This window comes from Actinoplanes sp. NPDC049681 (genome assembly GCF_044465265.1).
GTDB lineage: Bacteria > Actinomycetota > Actinomycetes > Mycobacteriales > Micromonosporaceae > Actinoplanes.
In genome coordinates this window covers 664,525-680,762 of the sequence record NZ_JBITLP010000005.1, presented here as the reverse complement: position 1 = coordinate 680,762, position 16,238 = coordinate 664,525, and the positions used below count along the sequence as shown (strand labels likewise).

The following is a 16,238-nucleotide window of genomic DNA, read 5'->3' as shown; positions in this document are numbered from 1 at the left end:
GCCCGGCACAATAACACGTTCTACTTTCGAGTGATGGCGGCCAATATTGCGGATCTGTTCGAGCATGCGGTGGACGCGTTCGGCGAGCGCGTCGCGGTAGCCTGCGGCGAGCGGCTGACGACGTACGCCGAGCTGGAGGCCGACGCGAACCGTCTGGCCCACTTCCTGAAAGCCCGGGGAGTGGGGGCCGGCGACCACGTCGGCCTGTACGCGGGCAACTCGATCGACGCCGTGACGGCCATGATCGCCGTGTACAAGCTGCGCGCGGCGGTGGTGAACGTCAACTTCAGGTACGTCGAGAACGAGTTGCAATCCCTCTTTGCCGACGCCGACCTGACCGCCCTCGTCCACGACCGGAAGTACGCATCTCGGGTCGCCGCGGTGCTGGCCGGCGCACCGGACGTGCACACCGTCGTGGCCCTGCCGGACGGCTCGGACGCCGACATCGCCGCGTACGGCGGGGTGACCTACGCCGACGCGCTGGCCGCCGGCGACGCCGGTCGCGACTTCCCGGAGCGCTCCGGCGACGACCTCTACCTGCTCTACACCGGCGGGACCACGGGCTTCCCGAAGGGCGTGATGTGGCGGCACGAGGACGTCTGGCGGGTGCTCGGCGGCGGCGTCGACTTCATGTCCGGCGTACCGCTCCCCGACGAATGGGCGCAAGCACAGTACGGCGCCGAGACCGGAGGGATGGTCCGGCTCTGCCTGGCCCCGCTGATCCACGGCAACGCCCAGTGGGCGGCGCTCGCGGCACTGTTCGGCGGGGACACCGTCGTGATGCTGCCGCACTTCGACGCCGACGCCGCGTGGCGGGCGATCGAGCGGTACCGGGTCAACGTGGTGGTGCTCATCGGCGACGCGATGGCCCGCCCGATGATCGAGGCGTACGCGGCCGGGGACTACGACGCCTCGTCGTTGTTCGCGATCTCGTCGAGCGCCGCGCTGTTCTCCCCGGTGGTCAAGCGGCAGTTCCTCGAGACCCTGCCGAACGTGCTGGTCACCGACGCGATCGGCTCCTCGGAGACCGGCTTCGCCGGCCTGGGCGTGGTCGCCGAGGTCGAGGGCGGCGCGGTGGACGGCCCCCGCTTCACGCCCGGCCCCGACACCATCGTCATCGACGACCATGGCCGGCCTGCCCCGCCCGGCGTCGTCGGCCGCCTGGCCCGCGGCGGCTACCTCCCGCTCGGCTACCACAAGGATCCGGAGAAGACCGCCGCCCTGCTGACCGAGGTGGACGGGGTCCGCTACGCCGTACCCGGCGATCTGGCCCGGATCGAGGCGGACGGCACCGTCACGCTGCTGGGGCGCGGCAACACGTGCGTCAACACCGGCGGGGAGAAGGTTTTCCCGGAAGAGGTCGAGGGGGCGCTCAAGGCCCACCCCGGCGTCTTCGACGCGCTCGTCATCGGCGTACCGGACGAGCGGCTGGGGCAGCGGGTGGCGGCGCTGGTGCAGGCCCGGCCCGGGCACCGCCCCGATCCGGCGGACCTGGACGAGCACCTGCGGCAGCGGATCGCCGGCTACAAGGTGCCCCGGCAGCTGTGGTGGGTGGACGAGATCGCCCGCACCCTGAGCGGCAAGGCCGACTACCGGTGGGCGCACCGGTACGCCGAGAAACATGGAGACGAGGCCATGACCCATGCGGACTGAGCTGTGCGACCTGCTGGGGGTCGCGTACCCGGTCGTCGCCTTCAGCCCCTCCGAGCACGTGGTGGCGGCGGTCAGCCGGGCGGGCGGGCTGGGCGTGCTGGGCTGCGTACGTTTCAACGACCCCGCCGAGCTGGACGCCACCCTGTCCTGGCTGGATGCGGAAACGGCGGGCCACCCGTACGGGGTCGACGTGGTCATGCCCACCCACGGACCGGCGGAGGGCGCCCCCGCCGACCTGGACCGCCTGATCCCGCCGGGGCACCGCGACTTCGTGGAGCGGACCCTGCTGCGGCTCGGCGTGCCCCCGCTCTCCGCCGGTGCGGAAAGCCGCTCCGGGGTGCTCGGGTGGCTGCACTCGGTGGCACGCTCGCACGTGGAGGTGGCGCTCGCCCACCCGGTACGGCTCATCGCCAACGCGCTCGGCCCGCCGCCGGCCGACGTCATCGACGGGGCCCACGAGCGCGGGCTGCTGGTGGCCGCGCTGGCCGGTCGGCCCGACCATGCCCGCGGCCATGTGGCCGCCGGGGTGGATCTGGTGGTGGCCCAGGGTTACGAGGCCGGCGGGCACACCGGCGAGATCGGCAGCATGGTGCTGATCCCCGAGATCGTGGACGCGGTGGGGGAGCGGGTGCCGGTCCTGGCCGCGGGCGGGATCGGCAGCGGCCGTCAGGTAGCCGCCGCGCTGGCTCTCGGCGCGCTCGGGGTCTGGACCGGCTCGGTCTGGCTCGGCACCGAGGAGTACGGCAGCCCGTCCGCCCTGCGGGAGGCGCTGCTGCGGGCCGGCTCGGGCGACACGGTGCGCAGCCGCGTCTACTCGGGCAAGCCGGCCCGCCTGCTCCGCAATCGCTGGACCGACGCCTGGAGCGAGCCGGCGGCCCCGCAGCCGCTGCCGATGCCGCTGCAGAACATGCTGGTCGCGGAGGCGCACTCGCGGCTCATGGCGGCCGGGGACCCGAGCGTCGTACCGATGCCGGTGGGGCAGATCGTGGGCCGGATGAACCGGGTGCGGCCGGTCGCCGAGGTGCTCGGCGAGCTCATCGCCGAGGCGGACGAGACCCTGGGCCGGCTGCGCAAGCTCAGTACTTGAGCGTCAGCATGCCGGCGCCGTCCGGATCGGCGAGAGTGACGACGAACAGGTTGTCGAACTGCGTCTCGCCGATGACCGGCGGCGCCGCCACGCCCAGCTCCGCGATCACCTCCGGCACGGTGTTGCTGTGGCCGGCGATGACCACGAGGTCCCCGAGCTCGCCGGCGCGGGCCTTTCGTGCGACGGCGGCCGCGGACGGCATTTCCCGGGCGGTGATGCCGAGCGTCTTGAGCAGCGGTTCCACCGTCTGCTTGGTGCGGGCGAACGACGAGGTGAACACCGTCGTCACGCCGGCTGAGCCGAGGACGTGCGCGAGCGCCTCGGCACGCTCGCGCCCGTCGTCGTTCAGCGGCGGGTCCGCCGTGACCGGTGGAAGATCGATGTCCGCATGCCGGACCAGCAGGATCGTGATCATGCGCCCTCCCCGGAACCGATACTCGCAGTGAGCAGACCGCCGGTCGAGAGGCTCGTCTCCATTCAGACAGTCGTGGTGAACACCGCGACCGCGTTGGGCCCCACGCTCAGTTCCTTACCGTCGTCGAAGGTCGCGGAGAGGTGCTCGGCAGGCTTCGGGAAGCCGGTCGCCGGGTCGGTCGGCGCGTTGTCCGGGCTGTAGACGTACTTGTCGAGGTCGATCCGTCCGGTCGGCGCGGTGATCGATACCCGGGCCGCGGTGGTGGTGCGGTTCACCAGGACGAACGTCCAGCCCTTGGTGCCCGGGAGCTTGGCTTTGAGCACCCGTACGCCGGCCGGCTGCGGGGGTGCGTACATCCGGGTCCCGGGCGGCAGGTACCGGCAGAGCAGACTCCAGGTGTAGAACCACGGCCGCAGCGTCGCCGGACTCAAGGGCTGGAAGTGGTCCCACATCCCGCACTGGACGTCCTCGTCGTATCCGTCGAGGCACCACGCCATGGCGCCGTCCACGCCGGCCCGCGCTTCCTGCACGGCGAGGTCGGCCATCCGTACGCCGTGGGCGTACTCGCCGGTGAAGGAGTAGTCCTTGTCGGGGTCGTCGCCGGGCGCCTTCATGCCGGTCTCGCCGAGGATCACGGATCCGCCGTCACTCGCCGCCTTGAGCTGCCGTACCGCCTCGGTGAGTGTTCCCTCGGGGTAGTCCGGCGGCGAACCGAGGTCCACCTCGTGCACGTAGAAGTGAGCCTCGGACTGGGCGACCTCGCGGTCCAGCGCGGACTGCAGCCACCAGTCGTCGGTCGAGGAGCCGCCCGGGTAGGTCCAGCCGGCGGAGTGCGAGTCCGTTCTCGTCAGGTCGTTCATCGGATCGGTCGTCGCGCCGCCGCCGGTGAACAGGGTCACCGCCGAGACGGCCCGCTCGATGCCCGGGCGGGGCGGCATCGTGAGCCGCAGGTATTTGCTGCCGCCCGGGAACGCGCGAGGGGAGACGTCGACGCGGTACCACGCGGTGGTGGCATTGGTCTTCACCGGCGGCGTCTGCTGCAGGTCGACGTCGGTCCACTGCGTGCCGTTCTTCGACGCCTGGAACGTCCAATGGACGCCATCGGCGTCGGGCGTGCGGTAGAAGCGGGCCGAGAAGCCCGTCAGACCCGCCTTCTTCCAAACGAGGTTCTGCTCGGTCCCGGCCGCTTCCACCGGCACCGACTGCAGACCCAGGTCGCCCTCCTGGGCGGCGATCCCCGCCTCCGCGGTGTCCGGGCCGCCGATCAGGTCGGCGCTGAGACCGGCGCGGCCGAACGCCGTCCGCAGGTTCGCCGTGGCGGTGACCCAGTCGGCGTACTTGAGGCCCTTGGCGTTGTTCGGCTCGTTGATGCCGTTGTACCGGACGACGTTGGTGTAGCCCTTGGCCCGGAACGTGCGCACCAGGTCGGCCTGGAGCGTGGCGGCCTCCGGCGAGGTGTAGAAGGCCCGGTCGTTCAGGCCCCACATGCCGGTCACCACGTTGGTTCCCTGCTCCTTGTAGTGCGCCAGGATCCGGAAGACGTTCTTCATCTGGGGGGTGTCCCAGTCGTACGAGCCGACCGTCCCGGAGGGGTTGAACCACGGGCGGTTGACCATGATCCGCACCAGGCCGGGGCTGATGTAGTCCGTACGCTCGGTCAGCTTGCCGAATTCGGTGCCGGGCCATTCGTCGTTGCCGGGCGAGCCGTCGCCGCTGCCGCGGAACAGGGGGTCCTGGTTGTATCCGAGTCCGAGCCAGGTGCTGTCGACGGCGTCGTCGCCCGCGGCGGCCCGGGCCGGCGTGGGTGGTGCCGGCACCGCGCCGGCGAGGGCCAGGGCGGCCATCGGCACGATGAGCGCGCGCCGGAGGTGGGGTGGGGTGTGCATGGCGTCAGCGAATCCCATCCGGGTCAGGGGTCCACGCGAATTGTGTTCGCGTTCGGTAAGGGTTCCACATCGGAGAGTCGATGTGGTTACCGACCTGACACGATCACCGCGCGACCCGTCAGGGTCCCGGCCGCCAGCCGGGCGTATGCCTCCTCGACGGCCTCGAACGCGAACTCCTCGACCGGGTTGCGGATCAGGCCGGCGCCGGCCAGGGCGATGACCTCCTGCGCGTCGGCGATCGTCGAGCCCTGGAAGGTGAAGACCTCGCCGTCGCGGGGCAGCGTGCCGAACCAGGGCGCGCAGAGCCGGCCGCCCGCCGATCCCACCAGCCCGTACGCCCCGCCGGGCCGGACCGCCGCGACGCCTGCGGCGATGGTCTCGTCGGTGCCGACGAAGTCGAGCACCGCGTCCGCGCCGGAGCTCCCGGTGAGCCGCCGCAGACGTCCGGAAGTCTCCGCGTTGACGCCCTCGCACGGCACGGCTCCGGCCTCGTCCGCCAGGGCGCGGCGGCCCGGATCCGGATCGACCGCCACCACCCGGGCAGCGGTGAGCACACGAAGGAACTGGACCGCGAACAGGCCCAGGCCGCCCACGCCCAGCACCACCACGGTGCCGCCTGCGGAGATCCGTGGCAGCGCGCGCCGGACCGCGTGGTAGGCCGTGGCGCCCGCGTCGGTGAGCGGGCCGGCGTGGGCCGGGTCGAGCCCGCCGAGGGGCAGTACGCCGCGGCGGCCGGTCACCAGGACGTATTCCGCGAGGCCGCCGTCGCGCCCGTAGCCGCGGCCGGCAAGGCCGTGCGGGCACCCGGTGTCCAGGCCCCGAAGACAATGCCAGCAGGTGCCGCAGGAAGCGGATGCGGTCAGTGCGACCGGGTCGCCCTCCGCCAGGCCGTCGACGCCGGTGCCGAGCGCGGCGACCCATCCGGCCGTCTCGTGGCCCAGCGTGAACGGCATCGCCCAGCCGAGCCGCTCCCCGGCCGTCCGGGGCATCCGCCGCATCGTGAGGTCCGACCGGCACAGCCCGCAGCCGGCCACCCGTACCAGCACCTGCCCCGCTCCGGGTGCCGGCACCGGCACCTCGACCGCCTGCGGCGCGCGACCCCACTCCACCATCCGGTACGCCCGCATCGTCTCGCCCACGCCGCAAGAATGAAACACGTTCCTCCGGTGGTCAAGGTGTGAGATAGCCGTTCGTTGACCCTCTACTAGAACGCGTTATAGCATGAGTCGTGCTTACCGAGCCGTTCACGGATGCGATCCACGACGCCGAGCGGATCATCGCCGGGGCCCCGCACGTCCGGGGCGACCAGGACCTCGTCGAGGGCTACGACTATCTGGCGGGCAGCATCCGGGCGTCGCTCCAGATGGCGTGGGCCTACGACCGCGATTTCCCCTACTTCGTCAGGTCCACCGGGCCCTACACGAAGCTCGGCCTGGACAATCCCGACACCCTCTACTTCCACGCCTGGCTGCGCGACGACGCGGAATACGTGGTCACCGGGCGCCGGGGCAGCACCACCGACCTGAGCTTCCAGATCCTCGACGGCGACTATTCGCCGCTCGAGGTCCCCGGTAGCCTCGCCGCCTTCGACGACCGCGAGATCGCTTCCGGCCCGGACGGCTCCTTCCGTCTGCGGTTCGGCCCCGGCGCCTCCGGCCGCAACGCGTTCGCGCTCGCGCCCCGCTCGGCCATGCTGGTCGTCCGCGAGGTGTTCAGCGACTGGGCCGGCGAACAACCCGGAGTGCTGCGCATCCAGCGTGCCGACCGGATCGGCGTGGCCCCGCCCCCACCGGCGCACGACACCCTCGTCAAGCGGTACCGGGTGGCCGGCAAGATCCTGCTCAGCCGGCTGCGCACCTTCCTCGCCTTCGCCGAGCGGTTCTACCTGGGCCTACCGGTGAACACGCTGACCGCGCCCCGGCCGACGCCCGGAGGTCTGGCCACCCAGTATTCCTCGGTGGGCCACTACGAGCTCGACGACGACCAGGCGATGGTGGTCACCGCGCCCGTCTCCGGCGCGCCGTACCAGGGCATCCAGCTCGGCAGCATGTGGTACGTCTCGCTGGACTACATCAACCACCAGACCAGCCTGACGGTGCCGCAGGCGCACGTGGACCCCGACGGCATGATCCGGTACGTCATCAGCGAACGCGATCCCGGCGTCGCGAACTGGCTGGAGTGCACCGGCCATCGCCGCGGCTACGTCCAGCTGCGCTGGCAGCGGTTGTCGCGCGCGCTGACCACCGAGCACGGGCCGCAGGTCGAGGTCGTCGCCGTGGACGACCTGCCCAAGGTGCTTCCGTACGACCAGGCGATCGGACCGGCCGCCTACCGGGAGCGGATCGCCGCCCGGCAGGCCGCGGTGGCGTTCCGGATGCTGGGGTGAGCGCGATGCTGCTGGCTGACAAGGTCGTGCTCGTCGCCGGGGTCGGTCCGGGGCTGGGGCAGGCCGTCGCGGTGCGCGCCGCGCAGTCGGGCGCCGACGTGGTGCTCGCCGCCCGCACGGAGTCGTACCTGGCCGAGGTGGCCGGGAAGGTGACCGCCGCGGGGCGCCGGGCGCTGGTCGTACCCACCGACCTCACCGACCAGGCGGCCGCCCAGCGGCTCGCCGACGCGGCGCTGGGCGGGTTCGGCCGGGTGGACGCGCTCGTGAACAACGCCTTCGTGATGCCGCCCATGCGCAGCCTGAGCCGGGTGGGCCTGGACGACCTGCGCGACAACTTCGAGATCAACGTGCTCGCCGCGCTGCGGCTCACCCGGTTGCTCACGCCCGCGCTGGTGGCGTCGGGCGGGTCCGTGGTGATGGTCAACTCGGCGGTGCTGCGGCACTCGCGGCGGCCGTTCGGCCCGTACAAGCTCGCCAAGGCCGGGCTGCTCGCCGTCGCGCAGAACCTGGCCGGCGAGCTGGGCCCGCACGGGGTACGGGTCAACTCGGTGGCGCCCGGCTGGATCTGGGCCGACAGCCTGCGCACCTGGTTCGAGTACCAGGCCGCCGAGCGCGGGGTGCCGGCCCGGCAGGTGTACGACGAGACCGCGGCGACGACCGACCTGCGCCGGCTGCCGGAGCCCGACGAGGTCGCCGACGCCGTCCTCTTCCTCGCTTCCGACCTCGCCCGCGCCATCACCGGTCAATGCCTCGACGTGAACTGCGGGGAGTTCCACCATTGAGCGACGCACGCACCGACGTCGGTACGGCCGACGACCTCCACGCCTCGGCGGCCCGGCTCACCGGACTGGACGACTTCGGCGACGACGACTACCTCGAGGGGCTGCGGACGCTGCTGGCCTCGTACGCGCAGGAGAGTGCCCTGACCCCGGCGGGCAGCAAGGCAACCAGGCTGATGGTGCGCGGGGCCCTGGTGTCCCGGTTGCTCAGTGAGGCGGCGTGGCGGCAGCATCCGGAGCACGCGTCGGTGGCCGTGCCGCGGCCGATCTTCGTGACCGGCCTGCCCCGCACCGGCACGACGGCCCTGCACCGGCTGCTCACCGCCGACCGGGCGCACCAGGGCCTCGAACTCTGGCTCGCGGAGGCGCCGCAGCCCCGGCCGCCCCGCGCGCTCTGGGAGTCGCATCCCGTCTACGCCGCGCTCCAGGCCGGGTACGGCCGCCACCACGAGGCCGATCCCGAATTCACCGGTATGCACTACACCGCCGCCGATCAGGTGGAGGAATGCTGGCGGCTGCTGTGCCAGTCGATGATGTCGGTGTCGTTCGAGTGCCTGGCCCACATCCCGGCGTACGCGACCTGGCTGGCGGCGCGGGACTGGACGGCGGCCTACCGCCGGCATCGGCGGAACCTGCAGCTGATCGGGCTCGCGGATGCCGGGCGGCGCTGGGTGCTGAAGAACCCGAGCCACCTGTTCGCCCTGGACGCGCTGCTCAGCGTCTATCCCGACGCCCTGGTGGTCCAGACCCACCGGGCGCCGCGCACCGCGATCGCCTCGGTGTGCAGCCTGAACGCCCGGGCCGCGCGGGGCTGGTCCGAGCGCTTCACCGGCGAGACGCTCGGGCGCGACCAGCTCGCACTCTGGGCACGCGGGGTACGCCGCTTCATGGCCGATCGGGCGCGTTACGACCCGGCCCACTTCGTCGACGTCGACTACGACGACTTCGTGACCGATCCGGCCGGGACGGCCGCCGCGATCTACGACCGGCTGGGCCTCCCGCTCCCGTCGCCGGTGCGGTCCGCGGCCGAGGCGCTGCGTGCGCCCCGCCGCGCTCACCGCTACGCGCTCGCCGACTTCGGGCTCAGCGCGGCGGAGGTCGACGACGCGTTCGGTGACTACCTGGCCGCCCGCCCCTCGGTCAGGTGAAACGGACGATCACCTCGTCCGCGAACCGGTGCAGGGCGTCCTTCTTGACGCCCACCGGGGCGTCGAAACCGGCGCCCTCCGCGAGCCACGGCATCACGATCGCGTCCGTCACGCCGACGTCGGCCTGCCGGCGGAAGCCGTCGAGCCCGGGGGCGTCCACGCACACCGCCTGGATCTCGAACGGCTCGCCGGCGCGGCCGTACTCGGCGCGCAGCTCCGTCAGGCGTTCGATGATCTTCCGCAGGCCGTCGAGGCGGATCATGGCCGAACTCCAGCCGTCGCCGGTCCGGGCCGCGCGGCGCAGCGCGGCCTCGGCGTGGCCGCCCACGTAGATCGGGATCGGCTCGCCCGGGGCGGGGCTCATCTGCAGCCGGCCGAAGTCGAAGTGCTTGCCGTGATACTCCACCATGCCTCCGCCGAGGATGAGGCGCAGCACCTCGATCGCCTCGTCGGCCCGGCCCGCGCGCTCGGCGAACGGTGCGCCGCACCACAGTGACTCCTCCGGGTTCCAGCCGAGGCCGACGCCGAGGCCGAACCGGTTGCCGATCAGGTTCGCCACCGAACCCACCTGGCGGGCCAGCAGCACCGGGTTGCGCGGACCGAGCTTGAGAACCTGGGTGTAGAAGCGGATCCGCTCGGTGACCGCGCCCAGCGCCGCCGCGGTGACCATGGGGTCGGCCCACGGCGTGGCTGCGGTCCAGAAGCGCCGTCCGTCCGGTGTGTACGGATAGGCGGCGCCCGCGTGCTCGCCGTAGAAGATGGAGTCGGGCAGCGCGATCGACGAGAAGCCGCACTCCTCGGCGGTCCGGGCTAGCTCGGTCAGCTGGTCCAGCGGGTTCAGCGCGATGCCGAGGGTGAACTTCATTCGAAAACTGTAACGCGTTCTACCGGCGACCGTAAGGTCTCGCCGAGCGTCAGCAGCTGCGCCGTGGCGCCACCCAGGAGGAACTCGTGATACTTGGCGGCGAGGAAATACCGGTGCAGCGGATACTCGACGTCGATGCCCACGCCGCCGTGGACGTGCACCGCGGTGTGCAGCACACGATGCCCCGTCTCGGCGGCCCAGAAGCCCGCCGTGGCGACCTCGGCGGTGGCCGGGGGATGGTCGGACAACCGCCACGCCGCCTGCCACAGGGCGACTCGCAGGGCCTCGACGTCGATGTAGGCGTCGGCCAGCCGCTGGGCGACCGCCTGGAAGGATCCGATCGGCCGCTCGAACTGTACGCGGGTGCGGGCGTACTCCGCGGTCATCTCGAGGGCCCGCTCCGCCACGCCCAGTTGTGCCGCGCAGGCGCCGACCGTCGCGTACGCGGTCAGCCACGTCCTCGCCTCCGGCTCCGCGAGCAGGCGGTCGGCGGCCACGACCGTGCCGTTCAGCCGGAGCAGGCCCGCGCCGGGGCCACCGGCCACCTCCTGCTCCTCGACGCCGACGCCGTCGTCGCCGGGGCGGACCAGGAAGATCCCCGGCTCCGCCGGCACCAGCAGCAGCGCGGCGCCGGTGGCGGCCGGGACGGCGGGGACCGTGCCGTGCAGCCGCCAGCCGGCCCCGGCCCGCTCCGCCTGGACCGTGCCGGCCGCGGCGGTGAGCACGACCTCGCCCCGGCTCGCCGGAAGGGCCCACTCGGTCACCTGCTCCTCGGTGCCGAAGCGGGCCAGGGCGCCGGCGGCCACCACGATGGACGGCAGGTACGGCACGACGGCCGCGGCCCGGCCCAGCTCGACCAGAACGGCGCACTGCTCGAGCAGCCCGAGGCCGTCGCCGCCCGCCCGCTTGGGCAGCGCGGCCGCGAGCACGCCGGCGTCGGCCAGTGCCGGCCACAGCGGGCGGTCGGAGGATGTCAGCCTCCGCGTCAGCGCGGCGAGCTCCCTGGCCTCGTCGCTCACAGAGAAGTCCACGTCAGCACCCCTATCGGCGTACGGGCAGGCCGAGCGGGCCGGCCGCGATGATGTCCCGCTGCACCTCGTTCGTGCCGCCGCCGAACGTGAGGATCAGCGACGCACGGTGCATGCGCTCGATCCGGCCGTGCAGCAGCGCGCCGGGCGAGCCGGCCCGGACCGTGGCGGCCGGCCCGAGCACCTCCATGAGCAGCCGGTACGCCTCGACCGCCAGCTCGGTGCCGTACACCTTGCCCGCCGACGCGCCGGCCGCGGCGGGCGTGCCGTCCCCGCCGGCCGCCGTCCGCCAGTTGAACAGCTTCAGCGCCTCCGTGCGAGCGTGCACCCGGGCGAGGTGCAGCCGGACCCACTCCTGGTCGATCACCCGCCGCCCGTCGCCGAGCCGGGTCTGCCACGCCCAGTCGGCGACCTCGCGCAGCGCCCGGCGCAGGGGAGCGGCCGAGGTGAGCGCCACCCGCTCGTGGTTGAGCTGGTCGGTGATCAGGCGCCAGCCCTGGTTCTCCGCGCCCACCAGCGCGGATGCCGGCACGCGGACGTCGGCGTAGTAGGTGGCGCTGGTGGTCGGCCCGGCGAGGGTGCGTACCGGCGTCCAGGAGAAGCCGGCCGCGTCGGTGGGCACGATGAGAATCGACAGGCCCTTGTGGCGGGGCGCCTCCGGGTCCGTCCGGCAGGCGAGCCAGACGTAGTCGGCGTACTGGATGAGGCTCGTCCACATCTTCTGGCCGGTGATGACGTAGTGGTCGCCCTCGCGGACCGCCCGGGTGCGCAGCGCCGCGAGATCCGTCCCGGCGTCCGGCTCGGAGTAGCCGATCGAGAAGTGGACCTCGCCGGCGGCGATCCGCGGCAGCAGCTCGGCGCGCTGCTGCGGCGTGCCGTGGCGCATGATCGTCGGGCCGACCGTGTAGATGGTCAGGAACGGCACCGGTACGCCGGCCGTCGCGGCCTCGTCGGCGAACACGAGCTGCTCCATCCGCGACCGCCCGCCGCCGCCGTGCTCCACGGGCCAGCCGAGCGCCAGCCAACCGTCGTGCCCGAGCTGCCGCACCACCGTCCGGTACGCGTCGCCGTCGCCGTACTCGCCGTTCTCGTCGGTCAACGCCGCGCGCAGCGACGGCGTCATCAGGTCGGCGAAGTAGTCCCGGAGCTGCCGGCGCAGCTGCACGTGCGCCGGTGTGTATCCCACGTGCACGATGGACCCCGATTCCCTAGACTAGAACGAGTTCTAGTAGAGACGACCGGGCGGAGGGCGTCAACCGTGGAGGCATTTCTGGTCGGTGCTGTCCGTACGCCCGTCGGCCGCCGCGGCGGCGCACTCTCGTCGATCCACCCGGCGGACCTCGGCGCGCACGCCATCACCGCGCTGCTGAGGCGCACCGGAGCCGACCCCGCCGCCGTCGACGACGTCGTCTTCGGATGTGTGGACACGCTCGGCCCGCAGTCCGGCGACATCGCGCGGACCAGCTGGCTCGCCGCGGGTTTGCCGGAGCACGTGCCCGGCGTGACGGTCGACCGGCAGTGCGGCTCCGCCCAGCAGGCGGTCCACTTCGCCGCGCAGGCGGTGCTGAGCGGCACGGCCGACCTGGTCGTGGCCGGCGGCGTGCAGAGCATGAGTCAGGTGCCGATCGGCAGCGCCATGGCGCCCCACGGGCCGTACGCGGGCTCGACCGGCTGGGCCGCCCGCTACGGCGACCAGGAGATCTCGCAGTTCCGCAGCGCCGACGAGATCGCCGCCAAGTGGGGCCTGACCCGCGCCGTTCTGGAGGACTACGCGCTCGCCAGCCACCGGCGGGCGATCCGGGCGATCGACGAGGGCCGGTTCCGCGCCGAGATCGCCCCGATGGGCGGGTGCGACACCGATGAGGGCCCGCGCCGCGACACCTCGGCGGCGCGGATGGCCGCGCTCGGGCCGCTGCGTCCGGGCGGTGTCACCACTGCGGCCACGTCCAGTCAGCTCGCCGACGGTGCCGCCGCGCTGCTTGTCGCCTCCGCTGCCGCCGTGCGCACCCACGGGCTGCGCCCGCGCGCCCGCATCCACCATCTGTCCGCCCGTGGCGACGACCCGGTCCTGATGCTCACCGCCCCGTTCGAGGCCACCAACCATGCGCTGCGCCGCGCCGGCCTGGCCGTCTCGGACATCGACCTGTACGAGGTCAACGAGGCGTTCGCCGCCGTGGTGCTCGCCTGGCTGCGGGAGACCGGCGCCGACCCGGCCCGCGTCAACGTCAACGGCGGCGCCATCGCGCTGGGTCATCCGCTCGGCGCCACCGGCGCCCGGCTGCTCACCTCGCTGCTGCACGAGCTGGAGCGCACCGGCGGCCGCTACGGCCTGCTGACCATGTGCGAGGGCGGCGGCCAGGCGAACGTCACCGTCATCGAGCGCTGCTGAGCTCGGCGAGCCGGTCGTCCGCCTCCTTCATGATCCGTTCGATGAGCTCGGCGCAGGACGGCAGGTCGTCGATGAGGCCGGTCACCTGGCCGGCCGGCATCACCCCGGACTCCGGCCGGCCCTGCACCATCGACGTCCGCAGCAGCGCCGGGGTGTTGGCCGCCATCACGGTCTGCGCCCACGACAGCTCGCTACCCCGTCTGGTGGTGCGAGCCGCCCGCAGCAGCGCCGGCCACGACAGGCCGGTCTGCCGCCGGAACGCGCCCGCGTGCCGCAGCGATCGGGCGAGACCGGCGACGCGCCCGGAGTGTTCGAGAGCCTCGACGAACGGGGTACGCAACACCCGGTGCGGGACGCCGTCGACCCGTGTGGTCACCACGGTGTCGGTGACGGAGGCGGCCAGATAGCGGCGCTTGACCTCCGCACCGACCGGGCTGTCGGAGGTGAGCAGGAACCGCGTGCCCATGGCGACACCGCAGGCCCCGTACGCCAGCGCGGCCACCAGCCCCCGGCCGTCGAAGAACCCGCCGGCCGCCACCACGGGAACGTCCACGGCGTCGACCAGCTGCGGCAGGAGCAGGGTCGTGGGCACCGGCCCGGTGTGGCCGCCGCCCTCGCCGCCCTGCACCAGCACCGCGTCGACGCCCCAGCCGCACACCTTCTCCGCGTGCCGGCGGGCGCCGACCGAGGGCATCGTGAGCACGCCCCCGTCGGCGCAGCGGCGGATCAGCTCCCGGCTCGGCGCGAGGGCGAACGAGGCCAGGCGTACCCGCTCGCGGATCAGCAGGTCGATCCGGGCCGCGGCGTCCGGGCTGTCGGCGCGGACGTTCACCCCGAACGGGGCGTCGGTACGCCGCCGGACCTCGTGGACGGCGGACCGCAGCTCGTCGAGGCTCATGGTGGCGGAGGCGATGATGCCGAAGCCGCCCGCAGCCGAGGTCGCGGCGACCAGCGCGGGGCCGGCCACGTACCCCATGCCGGTCTGCACGATCGGGTGCCGGCAGCCGAGCAGGTCGGTGAGCCGGGTCCTCATCGGATCTCCCTCTCCCGCAAGCCCTCCGGGTCCAGGCGGTCCCGGATCAGGGCGAGCTCGGCCGCGGTGGGCAGCCGGGTCGGCGGCACCTCGTCCGGCACGGTGAGCGGGAAGCCGGTGGCGCCGACGACCTCCGCCACGGCCACCCCGGGGTGCACCGAGCGCAGGCGCATGCGACGGTCGGGGGTCGCGAAGTCCAGGACGGCGAGATCCGTGACGACCGTACGGATCTCGTGGAACCGGTTGGCCGGAATGCCGAGCGCGGCCGCGCGGTCGTAGCCGATGCCGCACACCATGTCGACGTGCTCGACGAAGGTCCGCGTCGAGTGCCGCGGCACCCAGTAGCTGACCACGTGGTTGACGGTGTTGCCGGGAGCGCCGCGGACGCCGAGGAGCTGCGTGGCCGGCCGGGACCAGTCGCCGATGCAGGAGATGTTCTGGTTGCCGTGGCGGTCGAGCTGGCTCGCGCCCATCATCGCGTGCCGGCGGCCCGAGGCCACCACCTGGAAGACCGCACGGTACGGCAGCCAGCCCTCGACGGTCCCGCGGTGCTCGAGGGTCGCCTCGCCGTCGCTCAGGAGCAGCTCCGGGGCGAAGGTGAGCTGTGCCAGCCGGGCGCCGAGCCGGGGTATGAGCGCCATCGGCCCCGCCAGGATCGCCCCGTCGCCGCGCCACGCCTCCGCGCAAGCGACGACGCAGATCTCCGCCCGGGTCGGCCCCCTCATCGCGCCCGTACCGCCTTCTGGTAACCGGCTTCGTCGCTGTCGAGGTAGGTGGCGCGGAAGCGGGTCCAGTCCGGCGGGTCGGCCGCGGCGGCCGCGTACTCCCGCTGGAACGCCTCGTCCCGGCCGTAGTCGGGGACGCAGCTCGTGAAGTGGGCGCCGTTCGGGGTGGCCACCACGCCGTCCACCATTGCCCGGTTGACCAGCAGGCCCTGCGGCGGCCCGCCGTCCACCAGCTCCGTCGTGCTCACCACGCGCTCGCACGACAGGTAGCGCCGCCGTGCGGCCAGGCAGAACAGGTCGTCGAAATAGGGATCGGGGCCGAGGTAGCGCCCGTTGCCCCGATCGTCGGCCCGGTTGAGGTGGATCAGGGCGGCGTCCAGCGGCAGCGCCGGCATGGCGATCAGCTCCTCGCCGTCGGCGTACGGCGACCGGACGGTACGCAGCTCCGGGCCCACCCGCGGCACGTCGGAACCCAGCCCGGCCCGGATCGGCAGGAAGGGCAGCCGGTTCGCGGCCGCCAGCAGCCCCCAGTAGAGCATCCCCTCGTCCAGCTCGGTCAGGGCCACGGTGCCGTTCTGACGCGCCCGCCGGAAGTGCGGCTCCAGCGGGATGCTGTCGAGCGAGACGAAGCCGGTGACCACCCGGCGGACACAACCCGCGGCGATGAGCAGTCCGACGTCCGGGCCGCCGAAGCTCACCACGGTCAGATCCGTGAGGCCGGCCCGGGCGATCGCGCGGACCAGCGCCATCGGCTTGCGCCGCGACCCCCAGCCGCCGATGCCGATCGTCATTCCGGAGTGCAGCTCGCCGGCCACCTCCTCGACGGTCATCGTCGTGCCCACGC

At 73.1% G+C, this 16,238-nt stretch carries 15 protein-coding genes; 6 read left to right on the top strand and 9 right to left on the bottom strand.

Going from position 1 to position 16,238, the window contains the following annotated elements:
- Nucleotides 1-33 precede the first annotated feature (33 nt).
- Together ACIBO8_RS21340 and ACIBO8_RS21335 are read left to right on the top strand one after the other, a co-directional pair.
- The gene (locus ACIBO8_RS21340) at nt 34-1,653 is read left to right on the top strand and encodes an acyl-CoA synthetase (RefSeq protein WP_396117014.1); all 1,620 of its coding nucleotides are present in this window, start codon (nt 34-36) and stop codon (nt 1,651-1,653) included.
- A complete protein-coding gene (locus tag ACIBO8_RS21335; protein WP_396117013.1) occupies nt 1,643-2,740 on the top strand; it encodes an NAD(P)H-dependent flavin oxidoreductase in 1,098 nt (365 codons plus the stop codon). The genes ACIBO8_RS21340 and ACIBO8_RS21335 overlap by 11 nt, the downstream gene beginning before the upstream one ends.
- Here ACIBO8_RS21335 and ACIBO8_RS21330 read toward each other — a convergent pair.
- The 3 genes from ACIBO8_RS21330 to ACIBO8_RS21320 all read right to left on the bottom strand — a co-directional run bounded on the left by ACIBO8_RS21330 (nt 2,730) and on the right by ACIBO8_RS21320 (nt 6,180).
- A complete protein-coding gene (locus ACIBO8_RS21330; RefSeq protein ID WP_396117012.1) occupies nt 2,730-3,155 on the bottom strand; it encodes a histidine phosphatase family protein in 426 nt (141 codons plus the stop codon). The two genes, ACIBO8_RS21335 and ACIBO8_RS21330, sit on opposite strands and share 11 nt — an antisense overlap.
- A 62-nt stretch (nt 3,156-3,217) precedes the next feature.
- A complete protein-coding gene (locus tag ACIBO8_RS21325; protein WP_396117011.1) occupies nt 3,218-5,041 on the bottom strand; it encodes a hypothetical protein in 1,824 nt (607 codons plus the stop codon).
- 86 nt (nt 5,042-5,127) lie between these two features.
- The gene (locus tag ACIBO8_RS21320; protein ID WP_396117010.1) at nt 5,128-6,180 is read right to left on the bottom strand and encodes an alcohol dehydrogenase catalytic domain-containing protein; all 1,053 of its coding nucleotides are present in this window, start codon (nt 6,178-6,180) and stop codon (nt 5,128-5,130) included.
- 89 nt (nt 6,181-6,269) lie between these two features.
- On the opposite strand from ACIBO8_RS21320, the gene ACIBO8_RS21315 reads away from it, so the two are divergent.
- The 3 genes from ACIBO8_RS21315 to ACIBO8_RS21305 are packed head-to-tail and all read left to right on the top strand — an operon-like array spanning nt 6,270 to nt 9,354.
- On the top strand, nt 6,270-7,427 hold the full coding sequence (locus ACIBO8_RS21315; protein WP_396117009.1) for a hypothetical protein: 1,158 nt from the start codon (nt 6,270-6,272) through the stop codon (nt 7,425-7,427).
- A 5-nt stretch (nt 7,428-7,432) separates the two neighbouring features.
- A complete protein-coding gene (locus ACIBO8_RS21310; protein ID WP_396117008.1) occupies nt 7,433-8,209 on the top strand; it encodes an SDR family oxidoreductase in 777 nt (258 codons plus the stop codon).
- Nucleotides 8,206-9,354 carry a sulfotransferase family protein gene (locus tag ACIBO8_RS21305; RefSeq protein ID WP_396117007.1) on the top strand — a complete coding sequence of 383 codons (1,149 nt, stop codon included), beginning with the start codon at nt 8,206-8,208 and terminating at the stop codon, nt 9,352-9,354. The genes ACIBO8_RS21310 and ACIBO8_RS21305 overlap by 4 nt, the downstream gene beginning before the upstream one ends.
- Here ACIBO8_RS21305 and ACIBO8_RS21300 read toward each other — a convergent pair.
- From ACIBO8_RS21300 to ACIBO8_RS21290, 3 genes are read right to left on the bottom strand one after another with little or no spacing between them, the layout of a single operon-like run.
- Entirely contained in the window at nt 9,347-10,219 is an 873-nt protein-coding gene (locus tag ACIBO8_RS21300) for a TIGR03619 family F420-dependent LLM class oxidoreductase (protein ID WP_396117006.1), read from the bottom strand. The two genes, ACIBO8_RS21305 and ACIBO8_RS21300, sit on opposite strands and share 8 nt — an antisense overlap.
- Nucleotides 10,216-11,250: an acyl-CoA dehydrogenase family protein gene (locus tag ACIBO8_RS21295; RefSeq protein ID WP_396117005.1), complete on the bottom strand. Its 1,035-nt coding sequence runs from the start codon at nt 11,248-11,250 to the stop codon at nt 10,216-10,218. Before ACIBO8_RS21295 ends, ACIBO8_RS21300 begins: the two co-directional genes overlap by 4 nt.
- Nucleotides 11,251-11,260: 10 nt before the next feature.
- Entirely contained in the window at nt 11,261-12,439 is a 1,179-nt protein-coding gene (locus ACIBO8_RS21290; RefSeq protein WP_396117004.1) for an acyl-CoA dehydrogenase family protein, read from the bottom strand.
- Between the two features lie 66 nt (nt 12,440-12,505).
- Between ACIBO8_RS21290 and ACIBO8_RS21285 the strand changes: the two genes are divergently transcribed.
- The gene (locus tag ACIBO8_RS21285) at nt 12,506-13,636 is read left to right on the top strand and encodes an acetyl-CoA C-acetyltransferase (RefSeq protein ID WP_396117002.1); all 1,131 of its coding nucleotides are present in this window, start codon (nt 12,506-12,508) and stop codon (nt 13,634-13,636) included.
- On the opposite strand, the gene ACIBO8_RS21280 is transcribed toward ACIBO8_RS21285, so the two are convergent.
- Genes ACIBO8_RS21280 through ACIBO8_RS21270 form a run of 3 tightly spaced genes read right to left on the bottom strand, consistent with a single transcriptional unit; the run spans nt 13,620 to nt 16,224 of the window.
- Nucleotides 13,620-14,669, bottom strand: coding sequence for an NAD(P)H-dependent flavin oxidoreductase (locus tag ACIBO8_RS21280; RefSeq protein ID WP_396117001.1), 1,050 nt, complete (start codon nt 14,667-14,669; stop codon nt 13,620-13,622). The two genes, ACIBO8_RS21285 and ACIBO8_RS21280, sit on opposite strands and share 17 nt — an antisense overlap.
- Nucleotides 14,666-15,394 (bottom strand): CoA-transferase subunit beta, encoded by a 729-nt coding sequence (locus tag ACIBO8_RS21275; protein WP_396117000.1) that lies wholly within the window; start codon nt 15,392-15,394, stop codon nt 14,666-14,668. The genes ACIBO8_RS21280 and ACIBO8_RS21275 overlap by 4 nt, the downstream gene beginning before the upstream one ends.
- Nucleotides 15,391-16,224 carry a CoA transferase subunit A gene (locus ACIBO8_RS21270; RefSeq protein ID WP_396117109.1) on the bottom strand — a complete coding sequence of 278 codons (834 nt, stop codon included), beginning with the start codon at nt 16,222-16,224 and terminating at the stop codon, nt 15,391-15,393. Before ACIBO8_RS21270 ends, ACIBO8_RS21275 begins: the two co-directional genes overlap by 4 nt.
- Nucleotides 16,225-16,238: the final 14 nt, after the last annotated feature.